This is a genomic window from Amycolatopsis silviterrae, from assembly GCF_042684085.1.
In the GTDB taxonomy this organism is placed as follows: domain Bacteria; phylum Actinomycetota; class Actinomycetes; order Mycobacteriales; family Pseudonocardiaceae; genus Amycolatopsis; species Amycolatopsis silviterrae.
Genome location: NZ_JBHUKS010000041.1, coordinates 1 through 17,475 on the forward strand (window position 1 = coordinate 1; position 17,475 = coordinate 17,475).

Below are 17,475 nucleotides of genomic sequence, written 5' to 3' on the forward strand. Positions count from 1 at the left end.
GCAGGCGGCTGCGGGGGTGGCCGGGGTGATCAAGATGGTGCTGGCGATGCGGCACGGGGTGGTGCCCCGCACTCTGTACGCGGACGTGCCCTCACGCGAGGTCGATTGGACGGGCGGCGCCCTCGAACTCGTCGCCGAACCGGTCGGCTGGCCGCAGGCCGACCGGCCGCGTCGCGCGGGCATCTCGTCGTTCGGCATCAGCGGGACGAACGTGCACACGATCATCGAGCAGCCGGCCGCACTCCCCGCGACCGCCGACGCCGCCGACGAGGACAGCCCGGCCGGGGTTGTGCCATTGCTGCTCTCCGCCAAGACCCCGGAGGCGCTGCGGGCGCAAGCCGGACGCCTGCTGTCCCGGATCGAGGGGCTGCGCCCGGCCGACATCGGGTTCTCGCTCGCCGGGGAGCGGTCCCGCTTCGCCCGCCGCGCGGTGGTGCTGGCCGGTGACCACGACGAGGCGGTGCGCGGCCTGACCGCGCTGGCAGCGGGTGAGCCGAACGCCTGCCTGATCGAAGGAACGGTCGTCGGCGGAAAGACCGCATTCCTCTTCTCGGGCCAGGGCTCGCAGCGGCTCGGCATGGGCCGGGAGCTGCACGGCCGGTTCCCCGAGTTCGCGGCGGCGTTCGACGCGGTCGCCGGCGAACTCGACCGGCACCTGGACCGGACGATCCGCGAGGTGATCTGGGGCGAGGACGCCGAAGCGCTCGACGACACCGGCTGGACGCAGCCGGCGCTCTTCGCCGTGGAGGTCGCGCTGCTGCGGCTGGTGCAGTCCTTCGGCGTCACTGCCGACCAGCTCGGCGGCCATTCGATCGGCGAGCTGACCGCCGCCTACGCCGCGGGCGTGTTCACCCTCGAAGACGCCTGCGCGGTGGTCGCCGCGAGGGCCCGGCTGATGCGGGAACTGCCGGCGACCGGCGCGATGGTTTCGGTACAGGCTTCCGAGGCCGAGGTCGTCGCGGCACTGGCGGGGCGCGGCAAGGACGCCGGGATCGCGGCGGTGAACGGGCCGCGATCGGTCGTGGTGTCCGGCGGGACCGATGCGGTCGAGGAGATCGCGCGGCACTTCGCGCGCGGCGGCCGGCGGACCAAACGCCTCCCGGTGAGCCACGCGTTCCATTCGCCGCTGATGGAGCCGATGCTGGAGAACTTCCGCGAGGTTCTCGAAGGGGTGTCTTTCGCCGAACCCGCGGTCCCGGTCGTCTCGAACCTGACCGGCCGCCTCGCGGAGCCGGGGGAGCTGTGCACGCCGGAGTACTGGGTCCGGCATGTGCGCGAGGCCGTGCGCTTCGCCGATGGCGTCGAAGCGTTGGCCGGTAACGGGACCACGGTATTCCTCGAACTCGGGCCGGGCGCGGTGCTCACCGCGCTGGCCGGGGAAACCTTGTCCGGAGGCGAGATCGCCCTGCCGGTGTTGCGCAAGGCATGGTCCGAGGTGCGGTCCTTCACCGCCGCGCTGGCCGGATTGCAGGTCCGCGGCACCGAAGCGGACTTCTCCGCATTCTTCCCCGGGGCACGGCACGTCGACCTGCCGACCTACCCATTCCAGCACGAACGCTTCTGGCCCGCGCCCGGCTTCTCCCGCGGAGACGTCACCGCCGCCGGGCTCGGTGCGGCCGGCCACCCGTTGCTCGGCGCGGCGGTCGAACTCGCCGGGACGGCCGGGATGGTGTTCACCGGCAGGCTCTCGCCGCGCACGCAGCCGTGGTTCGCCGATCACGTGGTGCTGGGCGCCGCTCTGGTGCCCGGCACCGCGTTCGTCGAACTCGCGCTCAGGGCGGCCGACGAGGTCGGCTGCGCCCGCGTGGACGAACTGACGCTCGCCGCGCCGCTGGTGTTGCCGGATTCGGGGGCGGTGCAGATCCAGCTGTGGGTCGGCGAGGCCGACGAATCCGGCCGCCGCCCGCTGACCGTCCACTCGCGACTCGACGGCGACGGCGCACGGCCGTGGACCCAGCACGCGAGCGGGGCGCTCGCCGAGGAGGCCGGCCCGGCCGGCTTCGCCGCGGGGGAGTGGCCGCCCCCGGACGCCGAGACGTTGTCGCTGACCGGCTGCTACGAGACGTTCGCGGAGGCCGGTTTCGGTTACGGGCCGGCGTTCCAGGGCCTGCGCGCGGCCTGGCAACGCGGCGACGAGATCTTCGCCGAGGTCGTACTGCCGGACGCGGATTCCGCCGCCGCGTTCGGCATCCACCCGGCACTGCTCGACGCCGCCCTGCACGCGTCGATGCTCATCGCAGGCGAAAACGGGGGACTCCCGTTCTCCTGGGAAGGTATTTCCCTGCACGCTTCCGGTGCGTCCGCGCTGCGAGTACGGCTCACCCGCACCTCGGGCGAATCGATGGCCATCGAGGCGGCCGACACTTCCGGGACGCCCGTCGTCTCGGTGGACTCGCTGCGGGTCCGCGCCGTCACCGCCGAGCAGCTGCGCAGCGTCGAGGACGACGCCCTGTTCGCCCTCGACTGGGTCGCCGTGACCGCGGAGCCAGCGGTTCCCGGCGCGATCGCCGTGCTCGCTTCGGACGATTCCGACTACCTCGACGCGCTGCGCGACCACGACGCGCGTGCCGTCGCGGACCTGACGGCGCTGGCCGAGGTCCCGGAGATCGTCCTGGTCCCGATCCACGGCGACCCGGCCGACGTCCCCGGTTCGGCGCACGAGATGTCGTCGCGAGTACTGGGCTTGGCGCAGCAGTGGCTCGCCGACGACAAGTTCTCCGCCTCCCGGCTGGTCTTCGCCACCCGCGGCGCGGTCGACGGAGGCGACGTCGCCGCCGCGGCCGGATGGGGCTTGGTCCGTTCGGCCCAGGCGGAGAATCCGGACCGGTTCGGCCTGCTCGACTTCGGCTCGGCACCCGTCTCCGGGCCGGTGCTGCTGGCCGCGCTGGGCAGTGGCGAACCGCAGATCCTGGTGCGGGACAACACCGTCCACGCCGGACGGCTGGTCCGGGTCGCCCCGGCGGAAACCCCCGGCTGGGATCCGGAAGGCACCGTGCTGATCACCGGCGGCACCGGGGGGCTCGGCGCGTTGCTGGCCAAGCACCTGGTGGCCGAGCGAGGCGTCCGTCGGCTGCTGCTGGCCAGCCGCCGCGGCCTCTCCGCCGACAACGCCGAAGCGCTGGTCAAGGAGCTGGCAGAACAGGGCGCCGAAGTGACCGCGGCGGCCTGCGACGCGGCCGATCGCGCTTCGCTGGCGGCACTGCTGTCCGCCGTGCCCGCCGAACACCCGCTGACCGCGGTCGTGCACACCGCCGGCGTCCTCGACGACGGCGTGATCGCATCGCTGACGCCCGAGCGGATGTCGGCCGTGCTGCGGCCGAAGGTCGACGCAGCTTGGCATCTGCACGAGCTGACGCGCGAACTGCCGCTGGCGGCGTTCATCGGTTACTCCTCGATCGCCGGGACCTTCGGCGGTGCCGGTCAGGCCAATTACGCCGCGGGAAACGCCTTCCTGGACGCTCTGGCAGCCCACCGCCGCGCCGACGGGCTGCCCGGCGTGTCGCTGGCCTGGGGACCGTGGGCGAACGACGCCGGCATGACCGGTTCCTTGGCCGCCCCCGACCTCGAACGTTTTCGGCGCGCAGGCATGCCCGCCTTGTCTCCCGACGACGGCCTCGCTCTCTTCGACGCCGCATTGAACACCGACGCCGCGACTGTGGTTCCGGTCCGCCTGGACCTGGCCGCACTGGGGGCACACGGCGAGATCCCGCCCCTGCTGCGCGGGCTGATCCGCACTCCGGCCCGCCGTTCCGCGGCCGGCCAGATCACCGCCGGCACCCTCGTGACCCGGCTGACCGGCCTGGCCGACGAAACCCGCGACGAGGTGCTCCTCGACCTGGTCCACGGCCAAGCCGCACTGGTGCTCGGCCACGCCGACGGCACCGCGATCGAACCGGACCGCGAGTTCCAGGACCTGGGTTTCGACTCCCTGACCGCGGTCGAGTTCCGAAACCGGATGAACACCGCGACCGGCCTGCGCCTGCCGGCCACCCTGCTGTTCGACTACCCGACCCCGGCCGAACTGGTCGCACACCTCCGCGGCGAACTCGGCGCCGCGGCGCCCGGCCCCGCCTCCCTGCTGGGAGAGCTGGCCAAACTGGAAACCGCCTTCGCCTCGGCGACCGTGGACGAACAGCTGTTCAAGCAGATCGAAGGACGGCTGGAGGTGCTCCGCGCGAAATGGTCCGCCCGCCGAACGTCGAAACCGGCCGCGGACGACGCCGCATTCGACTTCGAATCGGCCAGCGACGACGACGTCTTCCGCCTTCTCGACGACGAACTCGGGCTCTCGTGAACGGACTGGCTCCAGGCGACTCCGCGCCGGTGCTCCCGCAGGCGCGCCGTTGCCCACTCGATGTCCACGGAGTCAGCCTAGAGCCCCAGCCCGCAGCGGTGTCCTTTCGGCGAGATCCGCCGAGCCTCACCCCGGCCGCGGCCTACTCCGTCGAGACGCCACAGCGCTCTTGCAACGGTCGAAGGAGGTCGATAGCGCGTCGTCCGCGAGGATCGTCGCTGGTGAAGGCCTCCACCATCCCCATCTGCTCGTCGATGATCAGCGCGTTCGGCGGCAGCCGGCCGGGGCGCAGTCAGGCGAGTAGAACGCCGGGGTACTGGGTTCCGGGCTGCCGGGAGAATAGGCCAGGACCTCGGTGTCGGCCTCGATCAGATCCGGGATCCATGTTGCCGGCTCGTGCCAGTAACAGGTGAAATGTTCGACCCGGCGAACCGGGACGGTACGGTCGCCGCACTGGTGGCTTCGCAGCGCGGGGCGCACTCGACCGGCAGGGAGTCAGCGGAGAAGCGGCTGGCTGATGCGGAGTCGCGGTTGCGCCGCCATCAGGCGGCGATCGAGGCGGGCGTGGACCCGGCTGCTGTGGATCCGGCTGCTGTGGTCGAGGCGATCAACACGGCGCAGGCGGAGCGGGAGGCGGCGCACGCCGAGTTGCGGCACTTGCCCAAGGCGACCGTGACCGAGGCGGCGGAGGTGTGCGCGCGGCTTGATTTGGTGGGCGATGTGGCCCGGGCGCTGAACTCGCGGGACGCCGGAGCGGATCACGCGGGTCTACCAGGATCTCGGCGTGCAACTCCGCTATGACAATGAAAAAGAGGCGGTCGTAGTGACCGCCTCTCCCCGTGTGTCTAACGTGTGTGTCCGAGGGGCGAGTTGCTCGCTATTCACACGCATCAACCTCTAAGAGTCTGTGTACATTTGCTTCCGCGGAAGTGCACGGCAGCGGACCGGCCGCCATTCAGGCGCACGAACATCTCGGCTCCGTCATCCTCGACCGACGTACGTTGACATAGGAGGATCCGCTCGCCGAGGCTGATCTTGTACTGCAGCGACTCTCGCACGGGGAGCGTGCGAATGTGCAATCCCACGACCTCCGTCACGTCTGTCGCCGCCAAGGCAGGGATGCGGTTCCGAGCGCGACGAACACCATACGATGAGTAGCGAAGCACCTGGCGACCCAGCCTCAACGGCCGAGTCCCGTCCCGAGAGGGTCTGCGGGAGCGCGATTCTGCTCTGGTGGTTACGTACCTCATTGCCCGTCGAAAGGGCCCGTCACCAGGATGCCCAGCTTCGAGCCATCGTGCCGTGACTGCTGCCAGGTCTTCGTCGGGTGCGCGGCGTCACCGCTCGCCGATCCTGGCTGGAGGGCGGGTGTCATCGTGGGAGCGTCGATGTAGTCGTGCAGACCGAAGCTGCGAAATGACCTGCTGCGACGCATACGGCCAGGTTCGGCTAGATCGAGAAACGTGCCCTGCGATTGGTTGAGCCACTGCGATCAGCAGGGCTTCAACTGACGCACGAGGACACGCGGCGTTGCGGCGACTGGGGATGTCTAGCGTCCGAAGTCGGCCGGCGCGTACCCGTGCTGCGCGAGCTTCTGAGGCGGAACCGCGACCCACGCAGCGCCGCTGAGGTCGTAGCCGAGCTCGCGGGCCGCAGCGATGTCCTTCTCCCATTTTCCGACGAGGACAACGAGGTTGTGCGCTTTCAGGACGTGTGATTTGGCTTCGCGTGCTCGCCTCAGGGGGTCGTCACGGCGGGCACCGACCGTGACAATGCTGGAGCGCGGGATGACTACTTCGGGCAGGTAGCCGAACAATGCGGTGACGCGTTTGGTAATACCGCCAGGGCCGAACACCACTCGGAGTTGATCAAGTGTCAGCTGGCGCAGCGGCTCAGGCGGAAGGTCCGTCCACGCCACTATCTCATCGGCGTACTGGCGAACCGCGTCGGCGCGGGGGGATCGTTTCCGGTCCCGGTTGCCTGTCTTGCCGTTGAGCCATGCACGGTGGGTGCGCATGAGGAGCCCGCGGAAGCGGTGCCGCATCGTGTCGATCTGGATCATCAGTGTGATCTCGCACTGGCCTTCCTGAGGGATCATCCACGTCTTTCCGACGGTGCCTTTGATCTCCACCGGGATATGCAGGATCTTCGTGTCCAGAGGCGGTTCTTTGCGGAGTTTGAGCTGTTCGATGACGTGGTACTGCAGCTTCGTTCCGACCGAGGAGCGTTCGTCGGAATCGACCTCGCTGCTTGTGAGGTCGAACCGGAACGTGCGTGCCCCGTCGAGCACGTAGCGGACGGCGTCGTCGACAGCGCTACGCAGCAAGTCATCTATCGGGCGCGTCTGAAGCCATGTTCTCACCGCTTGGAGATCAGTGTCATGTGAGGAGTCGACGATGACGTGTGCGGGCCGTGGTCCGGCATTGCGAGGGTCGGGCTTGCACAGGTCTCCGGGGCTCGGCAGAGGAGCACGCTTCGTCACCCCGTTGTTCTAGCAGGTACGGTCCGGACGTCAGACAGAGCGTCAAGTGGTTTCAGCATGCACGAGGTCCATCGGAAGTCTCCCTAATGCTGTCTCCCGGTTCGGTCGTGACTGCATAAAGTTGCGTGGACGCAGCTTGATATGCGCCATTTGGCCTATGGGCTGCGGCGACCCCGTGACTGAAGTCCGTCGCGTCGAACTAATCTGAGAGTCTTTCGCGATGAGACGCGCTACGGTGCCTGGACCGGTTGCACGGTGAGGGGGCAGCGAAGATGGAGACCACTGCGGATGAAGTGCGCAGCACGTTCCTGGTCACTCCGCAGGCAGAGCACCAGTACTTCTACAAGTGGGAGAACAACCCGAAGCGGATCGGGCATGGTGTCGTTTCGACCATGCGCGACCACGTGACCAAGGCGATGTACAACTGCGGACTGGAGACCTTCGAGTGGATCAAGGACAATCACGAGCATCCCCTCAAGGAGCTCAAGAAGGAGGACATAGAGCACATCGACCTGGCGAGCAACTGGGAACCGGATTTCGCCTTCGTTCACCTGTTTCATCTTTTGATGGAGGAGATCGGCCGACCGCCCTTGTGGAGCGAGTTCGACGAGTTCGCCTACCGCACCGCCGACGGCATGAAGATGTTCGGTGCCGAGAGAGCGGATCGGGAGAACAAGATCTTCGACCAGGAGCTGGCCCGCATCAAGGCGAAGCACCCTGCCGCGAAGAACCCTGAACATAGGGCGAAATTCCTGGCAGACGGCTCCCTGGACTGGCGCATCGGCAACGCCTACTACGGTTTCATGCGCGATATGTACACCGCTGTCGCACTGCGGGAGCGAGGGCTCGACGTCCGCGTGCACCCGATCGCTGACGCCAACTTCCGGATCGACGGATGGTTCGGCAACAAGATCCTTAGCGTTTTCGTCGTCAACCCGAAGTACAAGGTCACGGACCAACGCCGGGCCGACCGCCACCACAAGGGGCGGAAGCGGCACGTTGAAGAACTGTTTCCCGGGAGCGAGTTCAGTTTCGTAGCCCTCACCATGGAAGGTGCTCACGAGCACGGCAAGTTCCACTTCCCGAGCAAGTCGGCGATCGACGATGTCGAGCAGCTCTTGCGTTGCGGAGGCTGACTGCACAACGCACACTGTCTTCCCGAGTGGCGCTTCCAGGGACTCCGCTACACCTGGAGACCTGGACGGCTAGGGTGACCGTGCTGTAGCCAATGCGTCGAACCGGCTCGGGATATTACGTTCGTCCGAGCACAATCCTGCGCAGAATCGGTACCGGTCCGCGGACGGTTGGCAGGGCAGCACGGTGCGGTCGATTATCGAGAACCCGCAGTGCATCGATTACGGGTTCTTCGGGCGGCTGGAGGCGATAGGGCATGCAACTGGACCCCGGAGGGCGTTTGCGGCCGGGAACGTTGCGAGGTTCCGTCAGGCAGGGCGGGAACCCGTTGTCCGCTCGCGCAGGTCTGCTTACCCGAAAATCATTTCGGTGGACGACTTCACGCGAGCTCAGCTGTTGCGCCGTTCCACAGCCGCTGGCTGCCTGCGGACTGTGTGGAAAATGAGCGGTCTGCTCTCGCGCGGTCGAGCACCCGTACTCCTTCCGGGGCTTGTTTCGCTGTGTGGCGTGCGAACGGAAGGCGGACGTTCGCTCCGGGCTTGCCAGCCCTAGCCAGCCACTCGCCGACAATCTACCTGCGGGAGAAGCCGCTGGAGGATGCGGCGAACGGCTGGATCGGGGACCTGTTCGACTCGAGGAACGTCGATCTGACCGTCAAGCGGCTGGTGGAGGCCCAGTCCGCCTACTGCCACGTCAGCAGGCGATAGTCCGGCTCGGCGGTGGGTGGAGAGGTCGAGGCCAAGATTCGGAGGTTCCAGGATGCCATCGCTGCCGGATCGACCCGGCAGCGGTTGTGGAGAGCGTCGACCAGGCGCAGACGGATAGAGCGGTGGCGCAGGCCGAACTGGCGAACACCGGCGAGCCTGTCGGACTGAGCGAGGCCGAGGTCTGGGCTATGATCGACTCGCCCAGGGAAACCGGAGTCGCGCTCACCGACACGGAGCTGGGAAAGCTGGCCCAGCTCTACCGTGACCTTGCTCTCGACCTGCGATTCGACCACGAAAAGGGATGTCGAGAGTTTGACCAGCGAACTTCAAGCTTACGGTCCACTCGACCGGTCGCATCGCCAGCCGACATCGGGTTGCCCGGTGTAGCTCCGGGCTATTTGTCCACAATCGCATCCGTTGCGCGGAGGCTGTTCTTGGTGACGAAAGTGACGAAGGGGCGGTTCAATCGGTCCGCAGTCGTCGGTGCCGTCACGCGGAAGGTCATGACCACCTGGCGTATATCCGCTTCGCCATCCTGGTGTCCCGAAGGGTCACGCTCGATTACAGGATAGACAAGGAGTGCTCCGCGGCGGGGACGAAGCAGAGTGCGAGCCTGCTCATCGTCGACCACCTGCGGCACGCCAGCGATGCAGTCGGCCGCGGCACGATGCTTCGGATCGCTGAGGGCACCAAAGTAGGGAGGCCTGCGACGGTCCCGGTGGTGCAGACTGAAGGGTCCTGACCCAATCAGGAGACGGCTGGGATTGCGAATGCCCAACTGTGGAAAGATAACCGCCCAGTCGTGTATGTCGCCGCTGTTTAACCGGCGGAGCCATGCAAGATCTGGAGCGAAGTTGTCGCCGTCTCCCCAGATGAGGTCTTCGAGAGTCCGCAGCATGACTCCGTGGGAGACGATGCCGACACGCGCTTGGAAGTCCCGGTTCGCCGGTGTCTTGAAGGTGTGGATGTCGCCGTTTGCGGCTGCGAACAGCGGAGCGAACGTCTCGACGTTCGCGGCGAGCAGTTCGCCCTTGACCGGATAGGCGGTGGGTTCCACTCCGAACCCTGGCGAACGTCGTTCGGTCAGTTTTGCGTTGTACATCTTGTTGGGGGCGTCGGGCCTCAGCCCGGGTAGATGCTGCGCGACGAGCGGAGGCACCTGGGCCGGAGTGATCTGCGGTTTGCCGTCAACGAGCTCGGCGTAGCGATCGAGCTGGTCGCGGAAGTACTTCTCGTCAAGACAGACGGCCTCGAATGCCTCGTACATGTCATCGGTGATGTAGAGCCGCACAAGGTCCCGATAGCCTTTCCTGTATCCGAACCAGCGACCCATTTGCATCAGCGTCGCGCCTTGTTTCGTCTGCCGACGGTAATAGGAGACAGTCAGGCCTTCGACGGTGAACCCGCGGGCAAGCTTGTTGCCGCCGACGAGGATCCGCCATACGGCCTGGCGGTCGAAGTCGAGGTTTTCGCCTTCGATCTTGTCGGAGTTGACCACAAGAACAGGATTGCCGGAGCTTCCGACGCGGGCGAGGACCTCACCGATGTGCGGCGCGAGCCTTGCGTAGTCGGATGGGACGGGGCGGCCGTCCGACCTGGCGTGCATGACGGGCAGCACGTCGTCCTCGAACAGCGTACGGAGACGTTCGTGTGCGGTCGACGTGTAGTACCCGGACTCCTCCCAGACCTTCCTTATCCGGTCGGCTTGTTCACGATGGACGATCGTGTGCGCGTGCTCATGGACGAGCATGGTGTGGTGGCGGAAGGTCTCGTCGCCTGTCGCCTCTCGGTACAGCTTGATCGCTCCGGCGAGGACGAACGTGTCCATCGCCGCTCGCAGGTCACTGTGATCGGCGGGCATCTCGTCCGGCAGGAAACGGACATGGGCCTTGCGGTTCGAGTTGGCGTAGTCGAGGGCGTCGTCCGGGATGGTCGAATCGAGGTCGTGGAAGTCCTCGGGCCCCATATAGCCGGGTGTTCTGGGAAGCGAGATGAGGAAGTCGTTGGGGAAGATGTCCTCGGCATCGCTGGGATCGACGAACACATTCGCGAACGGAGTGGCCGTGTAGCCCACGTACTGCGCACGGGGCAGCATGGACAACAACTGGGCGATCAGGCGGTTGATCGCCGTCCGCTCCTTCCGATCTTCCTTCCACTTCTTGGGGTTGCTGGTGTTGACCGAGGCCTGATCCGATTCGTCGTCGACAAGGAGGACCGGCAGATCCTCCATGCGCGCGGCGCTGCGCTTCAGGTCGACGACCAGCTTGTCGAGAACGCGGCTGTTCTTCTTCACGACAGCGAGCCGGGCGTCGGTGGTGAACAGGTTGTCGGGATCGTAGATCGGTTTTCCCTCGTCGCGTCGAGGGAAATCCAATGCGATGATGCCTTGGCTCAAGCTTTTGTAGTCGCCGCGCTGGGTGGTGAGGCGGTGGATGTTCGGACGGCCGGCAAGACGTGGGGAGATGCCGTGTTCCAGAAAGCGACGCTCGATCCAGTCGCGGTCGTCCTGGTAGTCGAGCCCGTGCGTGGCTACTGGGTCATCCTCGTCGGCTCCGCCCAGAATGTTCTCGCGCCCGACGAGTTCCATGTCCAGACGGCGTTGAGTCTGTGCGCGCAGGATGTCCGTAGTGCCAGTCAGTACGATGACCAACCGATAGCCGACGTCGATGGCCTTGGCGACGACACCGGTGAAGTTTGCCGTTTTCCCGCTCTGGACGTACCCGGCGACGAGGCCCTTGGCCTTATACGACTCGGGCTGGGTCGGATCGGCGAGCCGCTCGACGACGCGGTCGGTTGCAATGTCCAACGACGCACGCGCTTCGGGGCTCCAACCTTTTCTGGTTGCGAGGTATTCTTCGTAGTTCCGCCAGTAGTAGGTTCGGCGTTTGCGGATATCATCCGTGTACCACGGAGCCCATTCTTGCGCGATCACTGTGGGTTTCGGGACGCCGGCGATGCTGCATTTTTCGTTGAACAGTGCGGCTGTTTCGTCGCCGAACTTCAGCAGTCGTGTGATCACTTCGCGTCGCGCCGGTGTATTGGGCGTGGTGCCCTCGGCCCAGTCGGGTTCCGGGGCATTGTCCCATTTCGCCGTGGTGGTGAGCAGTTCGGACCGCAAGGAGTCGTTGAGGCCAGCGGTCTCGAGGTGTCGCCGCAGGAGTTCGTCTTCGATCGCGATGTCTGCGTCGAGCAACTCGGCCTGGGCAGCCGCGAGAGCGTTCAGATCGCGTGGTTTACCCAGGCGTGTCATGGCTGCAAGCGCGCCGAGGTACGCATCCACATAGGGTGAATCGGTCATGTCACAACTCCGGGTTCACGGCAGGATGGAGGATGTCTGGGATACTTGTTGCCGATTCGAGGCCGGAGAGGTCGATGCGGTATCGGACGTCGGGTACGCGCGCCATGTCGATGCCGGTCAGAGTGGATGGTGTGAGACGCGGAAAGGCGTCGTCGACGAGATAGGCGCCGGGCACCGACCGTAGACGCCAGCGTGTCCGCATGGTCGGGGCCAGTGCGTCGTGCCAGCCGACCTGCCGGAGTTTGGCATTGAAGGTCTCGCGCAGCGTCCCCTCCCCGATCTCAGCGCGGACTGCATCGATGCGATCAACCAGGGTCGTCCCGGCACCGGGCCCGGTCCGGGTGACTTGCACCGAGAGCATCCACAAGGGTCTGCCAGGACTCGTGTCGAGCTGGTGCAGGGAGGAAATCCAATGTGCGCGACGTTCTCCCTGAGTGGTCTTCACCTCCAGGTCGAGGCCGGGCAGGGCGAAGTCGTGTTCTTCGGCCGCAGGACCGCACCAAGCCTCGACCGCATCGCCCACCCCGACAGAACTATTCAGGCTTCGCAGGACGACGAGTTCGCCAATCAGTCCGAGCTCCGTTTCGAGGGACAAGCTGTCAACGCGCCTCAGCAGACTTCCCAGGATGCGCAAGGTATCGGTGACGGCAACGGCCGTACTCAGCCGTTGAAGTTGTATCCGGTCAAGGATCGAGCAGAGCAGGGGGTATCCGTCGAGGAAAAGTTCGGCACGGGTGATCAGCACCTCGGTCCACCGGGCGTCGTCCCGGTGGATGGTGCGGACGAGGAGATGTTCGAGCCCGGCGGCGGGTCGACTGCCATCGTCGGGCACCCGTATGCCGATCGCGGGTGTCGCCGGATCGATGAACACCGCAGCCCGCGGTCTGCCTTCGACCGGGAACTCGACGGGAACGCCGGCGGCAAGGCAACGTTCGAATCCGGCGACGTCGAGGTGCCGGTCGACGGTGGTCTTCACGCCGCTCCCTCGCTCTTGGCCGCCGCCGTCAGGATCTCCTGCCAGAGATCGATGTTGTCCTTGTCTTTGGCCCCCAGGTAGTCACCTTCGAAGACGTCCTCGACTAGGAGGTAGAGCAACGCCTTGAGCAGAGGGACGTCGTTGACGGTGTGGCGCTGTCCGGCGGGCCCTGGGCGATATGCCTGGTTGAGCCAGAGAGTCGAGTTGGTGCGGTCAACATCGAAGAAGAGGTCGTTGTCGAAACGCCGCCATTTGATGCTGATCCCCTCGAGCCGCGGGAGGGCGGGTATCTCATCCTCGATAACACTGCGCAACTGCGGCGCGAAGCCCTTGCCAGGCGGGATCATCGCCTTACGCGTGCGGTTCCGCTTACGTGATCGACGGTAAGTCTCCTCCGCGTCGGCCAGATAGGTGGCGATGTCCGAGCCGTCCTCAGCGCGGGCGTTCTCGGCGAGTGCGGTGAAGTCGGGTCCGATGAGGACCCTCGACTTCTCGGGGTTCATCCGGAACAGACCAAGGATGTCGTCGTCGATGTCGACGGCGATTCTGGCCAGCTGCAGGGCTGGATCGATCGTGTGCAGGCCTGCCCATTCACCGCCTGCCTGTAGGAGGCGATCGTTGCGATAGAAGTAAATGCCCTGGTGGTTGACGGGCGCGTCCCGGACTCGGAACTCCTCCGTCCGGGAACGGCCCGGCCAGATATGGCAACGAAACTCGATCTTGTGGTCGCCGGAGGTCGTGACCAGGTCTTTCGGGTAGCCAGGCCGACCAGACTTGAGGTAGCCGAACGGGTTGACGGCCGAGACTGGGACTCGTGGCCCGGGGTAGGCGCTACCGACGTCTTCGACGTCGATCATGATCGCGACGCGGCCGTCCTCCAGTACGCGGTGTAGGACCAGGCCGAGGTGGCGGCGGATGGCAGCGACGGTCTGAGTCAGGAACTTCTCGACGCGGAGGGCATCGTCGGTGGTCGGGAAACCATTCACGGCATCCCAGCGAACCACCGTCCCACTGTTGCCGTCGGCGATTCCCCACTCACGGTCGAACTCGTCGAAACAAAACTCCTCGGACACGATGTCGCACAAGAAATTCTCACGCGTGTCGTCAAGGACCCAGCGCCGTCCCACTGGCGGTGTTCCGGCGGTTTTCGATATAACCGTGACGGCGCGGGCTTGGCTGAATGAGGCCGCTTTGAGGCCGAGGCCGAACCTGCCCAAATCGGCGTGTCCGTACACTCGTCGGCTGCCGACCGTCATCGCCATGTCGATCTCGTTGCGTCCCATCCCATGGCCGTTATCGACCACGTAAAGAGCTCTCAGACGCCCTGCACGACGGACGAATCTGATGAGGACCTCGGACGCCTGCGCATCGATCGAGTTGTCGATCAGGTCGGCCAGAGCCGTCTCGAGCGAATGGTTCCTGCCGAGCCCTTCCATCGCGCGCGGGTCGGGCGGCAATGCCACCGAACCGCTGATCGCCACCTGCTCGTGCCACGTGCTCATCCGTGCTCCCCGTCAGTTGCAGGCCGGTTGCTCGCTCCGACGGCGACGCTCACTAGCCAAGGCAGGTATCGCCGATCAGTAAGAAACCATTACGCGCGGCGAGCGACAACTCGTGAGCAGCGGCCTTCGCGTCCACCGCGCCGGACGTTGACAATCACCTCTGACCAGGAAAAACGGTACGTCGGGTACGCGAGTCCGGCAGTGAGCACGATTCGGTCACGGTACGTGGTCGCCCGACTGATGCGAGACTGCGTTCGCAGCGGCTGGCAAGTTCACCACGACTTCATGCCTCCGGCTGACAGGGCCTGCGCCGCTCCCTCGAGCCGGTACTCCAGCAGTAGCCGCAACCCACCGAACGCTGCTTCTGCGGCACAATGCGGAATAGCTGCCGCCACCTGTTACATCAGCGTGGGTACTCAGAGTCGTCAGCCAGTCGCGTTCTTCGGTCGATGGGCGCGGCAGGAGATGCTGCTCGATCCGGACGACGTCGCGGCTGGGCATGTGACTCGGTTCCGGCGCGCCTCGGCTGACCGGGTTGTCCGGTCACGCAAGCCAGCGCATCCGGAGATCATCTCGGTGGACGACTTCACTGCGGTACAGCTCTCTCGTCGGTCTCGCGCGGCGGGCGGTCTCGAAGCTCGGCGGAAGCTGGAGCGAGGACCGAAGGCCACGAAGTGGACGTACGCGTTTCGAGGGCGAGTCCGGTGCGATCACTGCAAGCGCAAGATGGAGGGAACTCCGCGGGACACGCGGATCTACTACCGGTGCGCCGCCCGGACACTAGTTCCCGGATCACCGGCTTTGGCTGATCACCCGAAGAACATCTATCTGCCCGAAGCGGCGTTGATGGAGCCGCTGAACGGCTACATCCATCACGCGTTCTCGGAAGACCAGCGTGACGCAACTGTGGAGGCGATGCTCGGCGTCGCTGGCGACGTGAACGTCAATCTGCAGCGCACCGCGGATGCTCAGCGGCGGCTGACCCAAGCGAAGACCCGATTGGCGAGGCTTACTCAGGCCATCGAGGCCGGTGCGGACCTGGACGCCCTGATCGAACCGTTGAACCGCGCACGGGAGGAGCGCGACGCGGCAGCAGAGGAGCTGGCGAGGACTCCGGCAGGTTCAGAGCTGGGGAGAGCGGACGTCGAAGCGCTGGTCGACTCGCTAGCGGATGCCGGACGGCAGGTGATCAGCGCGACCCCGGCCCGGCTGCAAGAGCTATACGAGGAGATCGGCCTGGAACTGGTCTATAACGCAAAAGAGCGGATGGTCGCTGTGACCATCCGCCCACCCCGTAGGGTTAATGCGTGTGTCCGAGGGGGGACTCGATCACGGTTGCTGGCGAGAATTCCCTGCGAAAGGGAATTCGTCATGCTGCGAGCCTATCAGATTCGTGCGTGCCTAATGGGAATGCGTCGCTGTCGCGGGCGAGTGGATGGGGTTCGCCGGTCAGTGCGGCGAGGGCCGTGGCGACGTCGTGAATCGTGGCTTTGACGTAGGTGGCGGTGCTGGTGGCGTGAGCGGGGCTGGTCTGGGTGGAGTGTCCGGCGTAGGCCTGGGCGGTGGCGTAGCCGAAGTTGCGTTCGACCCAGGTGAGGGTGGTGTGGCGGAGCCAGTGAGTGGTGATTCCGTGGCGGGCGATCCAAGGCTCCACACGGCCGATGCGGTTCCAGAGGCTGTCGTAGCGGCGTCGGGTGATCGGTTTTCCGTTGCGGTAGCGCAGCAACGGTGTGTCGGGGGTTTCGGCGGGCCGGTGACTGGCGTGGTCGAGCAGGGCGTGCATGAGGGTGGGGGAGACGGGCTGCCAGCGGGTTGTCTCGCCTTTTTCCTTAAGCAGGACGAGGTATTGGTGGGGGTCGAGGCAGGGTTCGGTGAGGGCGAGTGCGCCTCCGCGGCGGCAGGCGGTTTCCGTGTGGAGTCGGAGAAGGAGGCTGTCGAGGTGGGGGTCGGTGCCGCCGGTTGCGGCCGCACTGTTGATGGCGTGGAGTTCGGTGTTGGTGAGTGCGCGGCGGGGCGAGGGGTGACGTCGTGGTTTGGCGATGTGGGCGGCTGGGTTGTCGGGGTGGGTGATGAGGCGGTCGAGTTCGGCGTGGCGGTAGAGGCATCGTGCCGCGGCGATGAAGTGTTCGGCGGCACTGGTTCCGCCGCGGGAGTTGCGGCGGACCTGTGCTTCGGCTTTGACGTGGCCGGCCAGGTGCAGGAATTCGGTCGGGGTCGGCTCGGCGATCGGCCGGTCGGGCCATACGTCGAGCAGGATGTTCCAGTAGGGCTGGTACGTGCGGCGGGCTCCTGGCGTGACGGCGCGCGCGACACGCGGAATGTAGTCCGCGAAGGTCGGGCCTGGACAAGGCGACGTCGTTGTACTGCTGAGGAGTTGTTCCGCTGAGACACCGAGTTTGTCCATGACGAGGTGTGCGGCGGCGAGGGCTGCGTCGGCAGTCATCGCGGGCTCGAGTCCAAGCCTGAGCAGAGGTGGGTGCTGACCATGACGGCAAGGGCACTTTGGGCGTGCGCGAGCAGGAGGTCGTATGCGGGTGCTGCGGCGAGGAGCACGGTGTCGCCGGGCCGTATGCCGATCGCTTGTCTTGCTGAGTGCGGTAGCAGGACGAATTGGTTGCTGCGCACGGGATGGGTTCCGTGCGGTGTCCGGGTGAGGACGAGGGTGTCGGGGAGCGCGGTGATGTCCAGGTGGTCGCCGACGGACCAGCCGAGGTTGGTAAGCAGCGTGCGGGCGGAGATCCGGCCGGACCGGTCGATGTGGCCCAGCGCGTATGCCATGGATGTATCGGGCTCCGACCGGATGATTGCCAGGGGCAACGGTTCTTGCTGGACCAACGTTCTGGCACTTGGCAGGGCAAGCGCTCTGACGATCTGTTCTGCCGTCAGTTCTCGACCGGTCACCAGGTCCTCCGCAGCCGCAATCAGGGGTGTGCCAAGGCACGCAATCTGACCGGGGAACTCATGCGGCGGTCATCGGCGCTGGGCTGATTCCCGCTGTGAGAGTTCGAATCCCCGGGGAGGCGCTCCTGAAAACCCCACGGGTCTGTGAGGCTTCTGAGCTGCGGATTTGTGGTGTGGTGGC

General features: G+C 66.0%; 10 protein-coding genes. 4 read left to right on the forward strand and 6 right to left on the reverse strand.

Annotated features, from left to right (window positions below):
* Together ACFSVL_RS45480 and ACFSVL_RS45485 are read left to right on the forward strand one after the other, a co-directional pair.
* On the forward strand, nt 1–4,294 hold a 4,294-nt coding region (locus ACFSVL_RS45480; RefSeq protein WP_449224411.1), incomplete at its 5' end, for an SDR family NAD(P)-dependent oxidoreductase.
* 414 nt (nt 4,295–4,708) lie between these two features.
* Nucleotides 4,709–5,095 (forward strand): hypothetical protein, encoded by a 387-nt coding sequence (locus tag ACFSVL_RS45485; protein WP_378314219.1) that lies wholly within the window; start codon nt 4,709–4,711, stop codon nt 5,093–5,095.
* 748 nt (nt 5,096–5,843) lie between these two features.
* Here the strand turns inward: ACFSVL_RS45485 and ACFSVL_RS45490 are convergent.
* Entirely contained in the window at nt 5,844–6,620 is a 777-nt protein-coding gene (locus ACFSVL_RS45490; protein ID WP_378314221.1) for a NaeI family type II restriction endonuclease, read from the reverse strand.
* Between the two features lie 428 nt (nt 6,621–7,048).
* On the opposite strand from ACFSVL_RS45490, the gene ACFSVL_RS45495 reads away from it, so the two are divergent.
* Nucleotides 7,049–7,912: a hypothetical protein gene (locus ACFSVL_RS45495; protein WP_378314223.1), complete on the forward strand. Its 864-nt coding sequence runs from the start codon at nt 7,049–7,051 to the stop codon at nt 7,910–7,912.
* Nucleotides 7,913–8,449: 537 nt separating this feature from the next.
* On the forward strand, nt 8,450–8,617 hold the full coding sequence (locus ACFSVL_RS45500; protein ID WP_378314225.1) for a hypothetical protein: 168 nt from the start codon (nt 8,450–8,452) through the stop codon (nt 8,615–8,617).
* Nucleotides 8,618–9,011: 394 nt separating this feature from the next.
* Here ACFSVL_RS45500 and ACFSVL_RS45505 read toward each other — a convergent pair whose 3' ends face one another.
* The 5 genes from ACFSVL_RS45505 to ACFSVL_RS45525 form a co-directional block, all read right to left on the reverse strand.
* Nucleotides 9,012–11,915 (reverse strand): Z1 domain-containing protein, encoded by a 2,904-nt coding sequence (locus ACFSVL_RS45505; RefSeq protein ID WP_378314227.1) that lies wholly within the window; start codon nt 11,913–11,915, stop codon nt 9,012–9,014.
* A 1-nt stretch (nt 11,916) separates the two neighbouring features.
* The gene (locus tag ACFSVL_RS45510; RefSeq protein WP_378314228.1) at nt 11,917–12,891 is read right to left on the reverse strand and encodes a PD-(D/E)XK motif protein; all 975 of its coding nucleotides are present in this window, start codon (nt 12,889–12,891) and stop codon (nt 11,917–11,919) included.
* Complete coding sequence (locus tag ACFSVL_RS45515; protein WP_378314230.1) at nt 12,888–14,393, reverse strand: ATP-binding protein; 1,506 nt, start codon at nt 14,391–14,393, stop codon at nt 12,888–12,890. Before ACFSVL_RS45515 ends, ACFSVL_RS45510 begins: the two co-directional genes overlap by 4 nt.
* A gap of 1,369 nt (nt 14,394–15,762) precedes the next feature.
* Complete coding sequence (locus ACFSVL_RS45520; RefSeq protein ID WP_378314231.1) at nt 15,763–16,836, reverse strand: tyrosine-type recombinase/integrase; 1,074 nt, start codon at nt 16,834–16,836, stop codon at nt 15,763–15,765.
* Nucleotides 16,833–17,171 (reverse strand): hypothetical protein, encoded by a 339-nt coding sequence (locus tag ACFSVL_RS45525; protein ID WP_378314233.1) that lies wholly within the window; start codon nt 17,169–17,171, stop codon nt 16,833–16,835. Before ACFSVL_RS45525 ends, ACFSVL_RS45520 begins: the two co-directional genes overlap by 4 nt.
* Between the last annotated feature and the right edge of the window lie 304 nt (nt 17,172–17,475).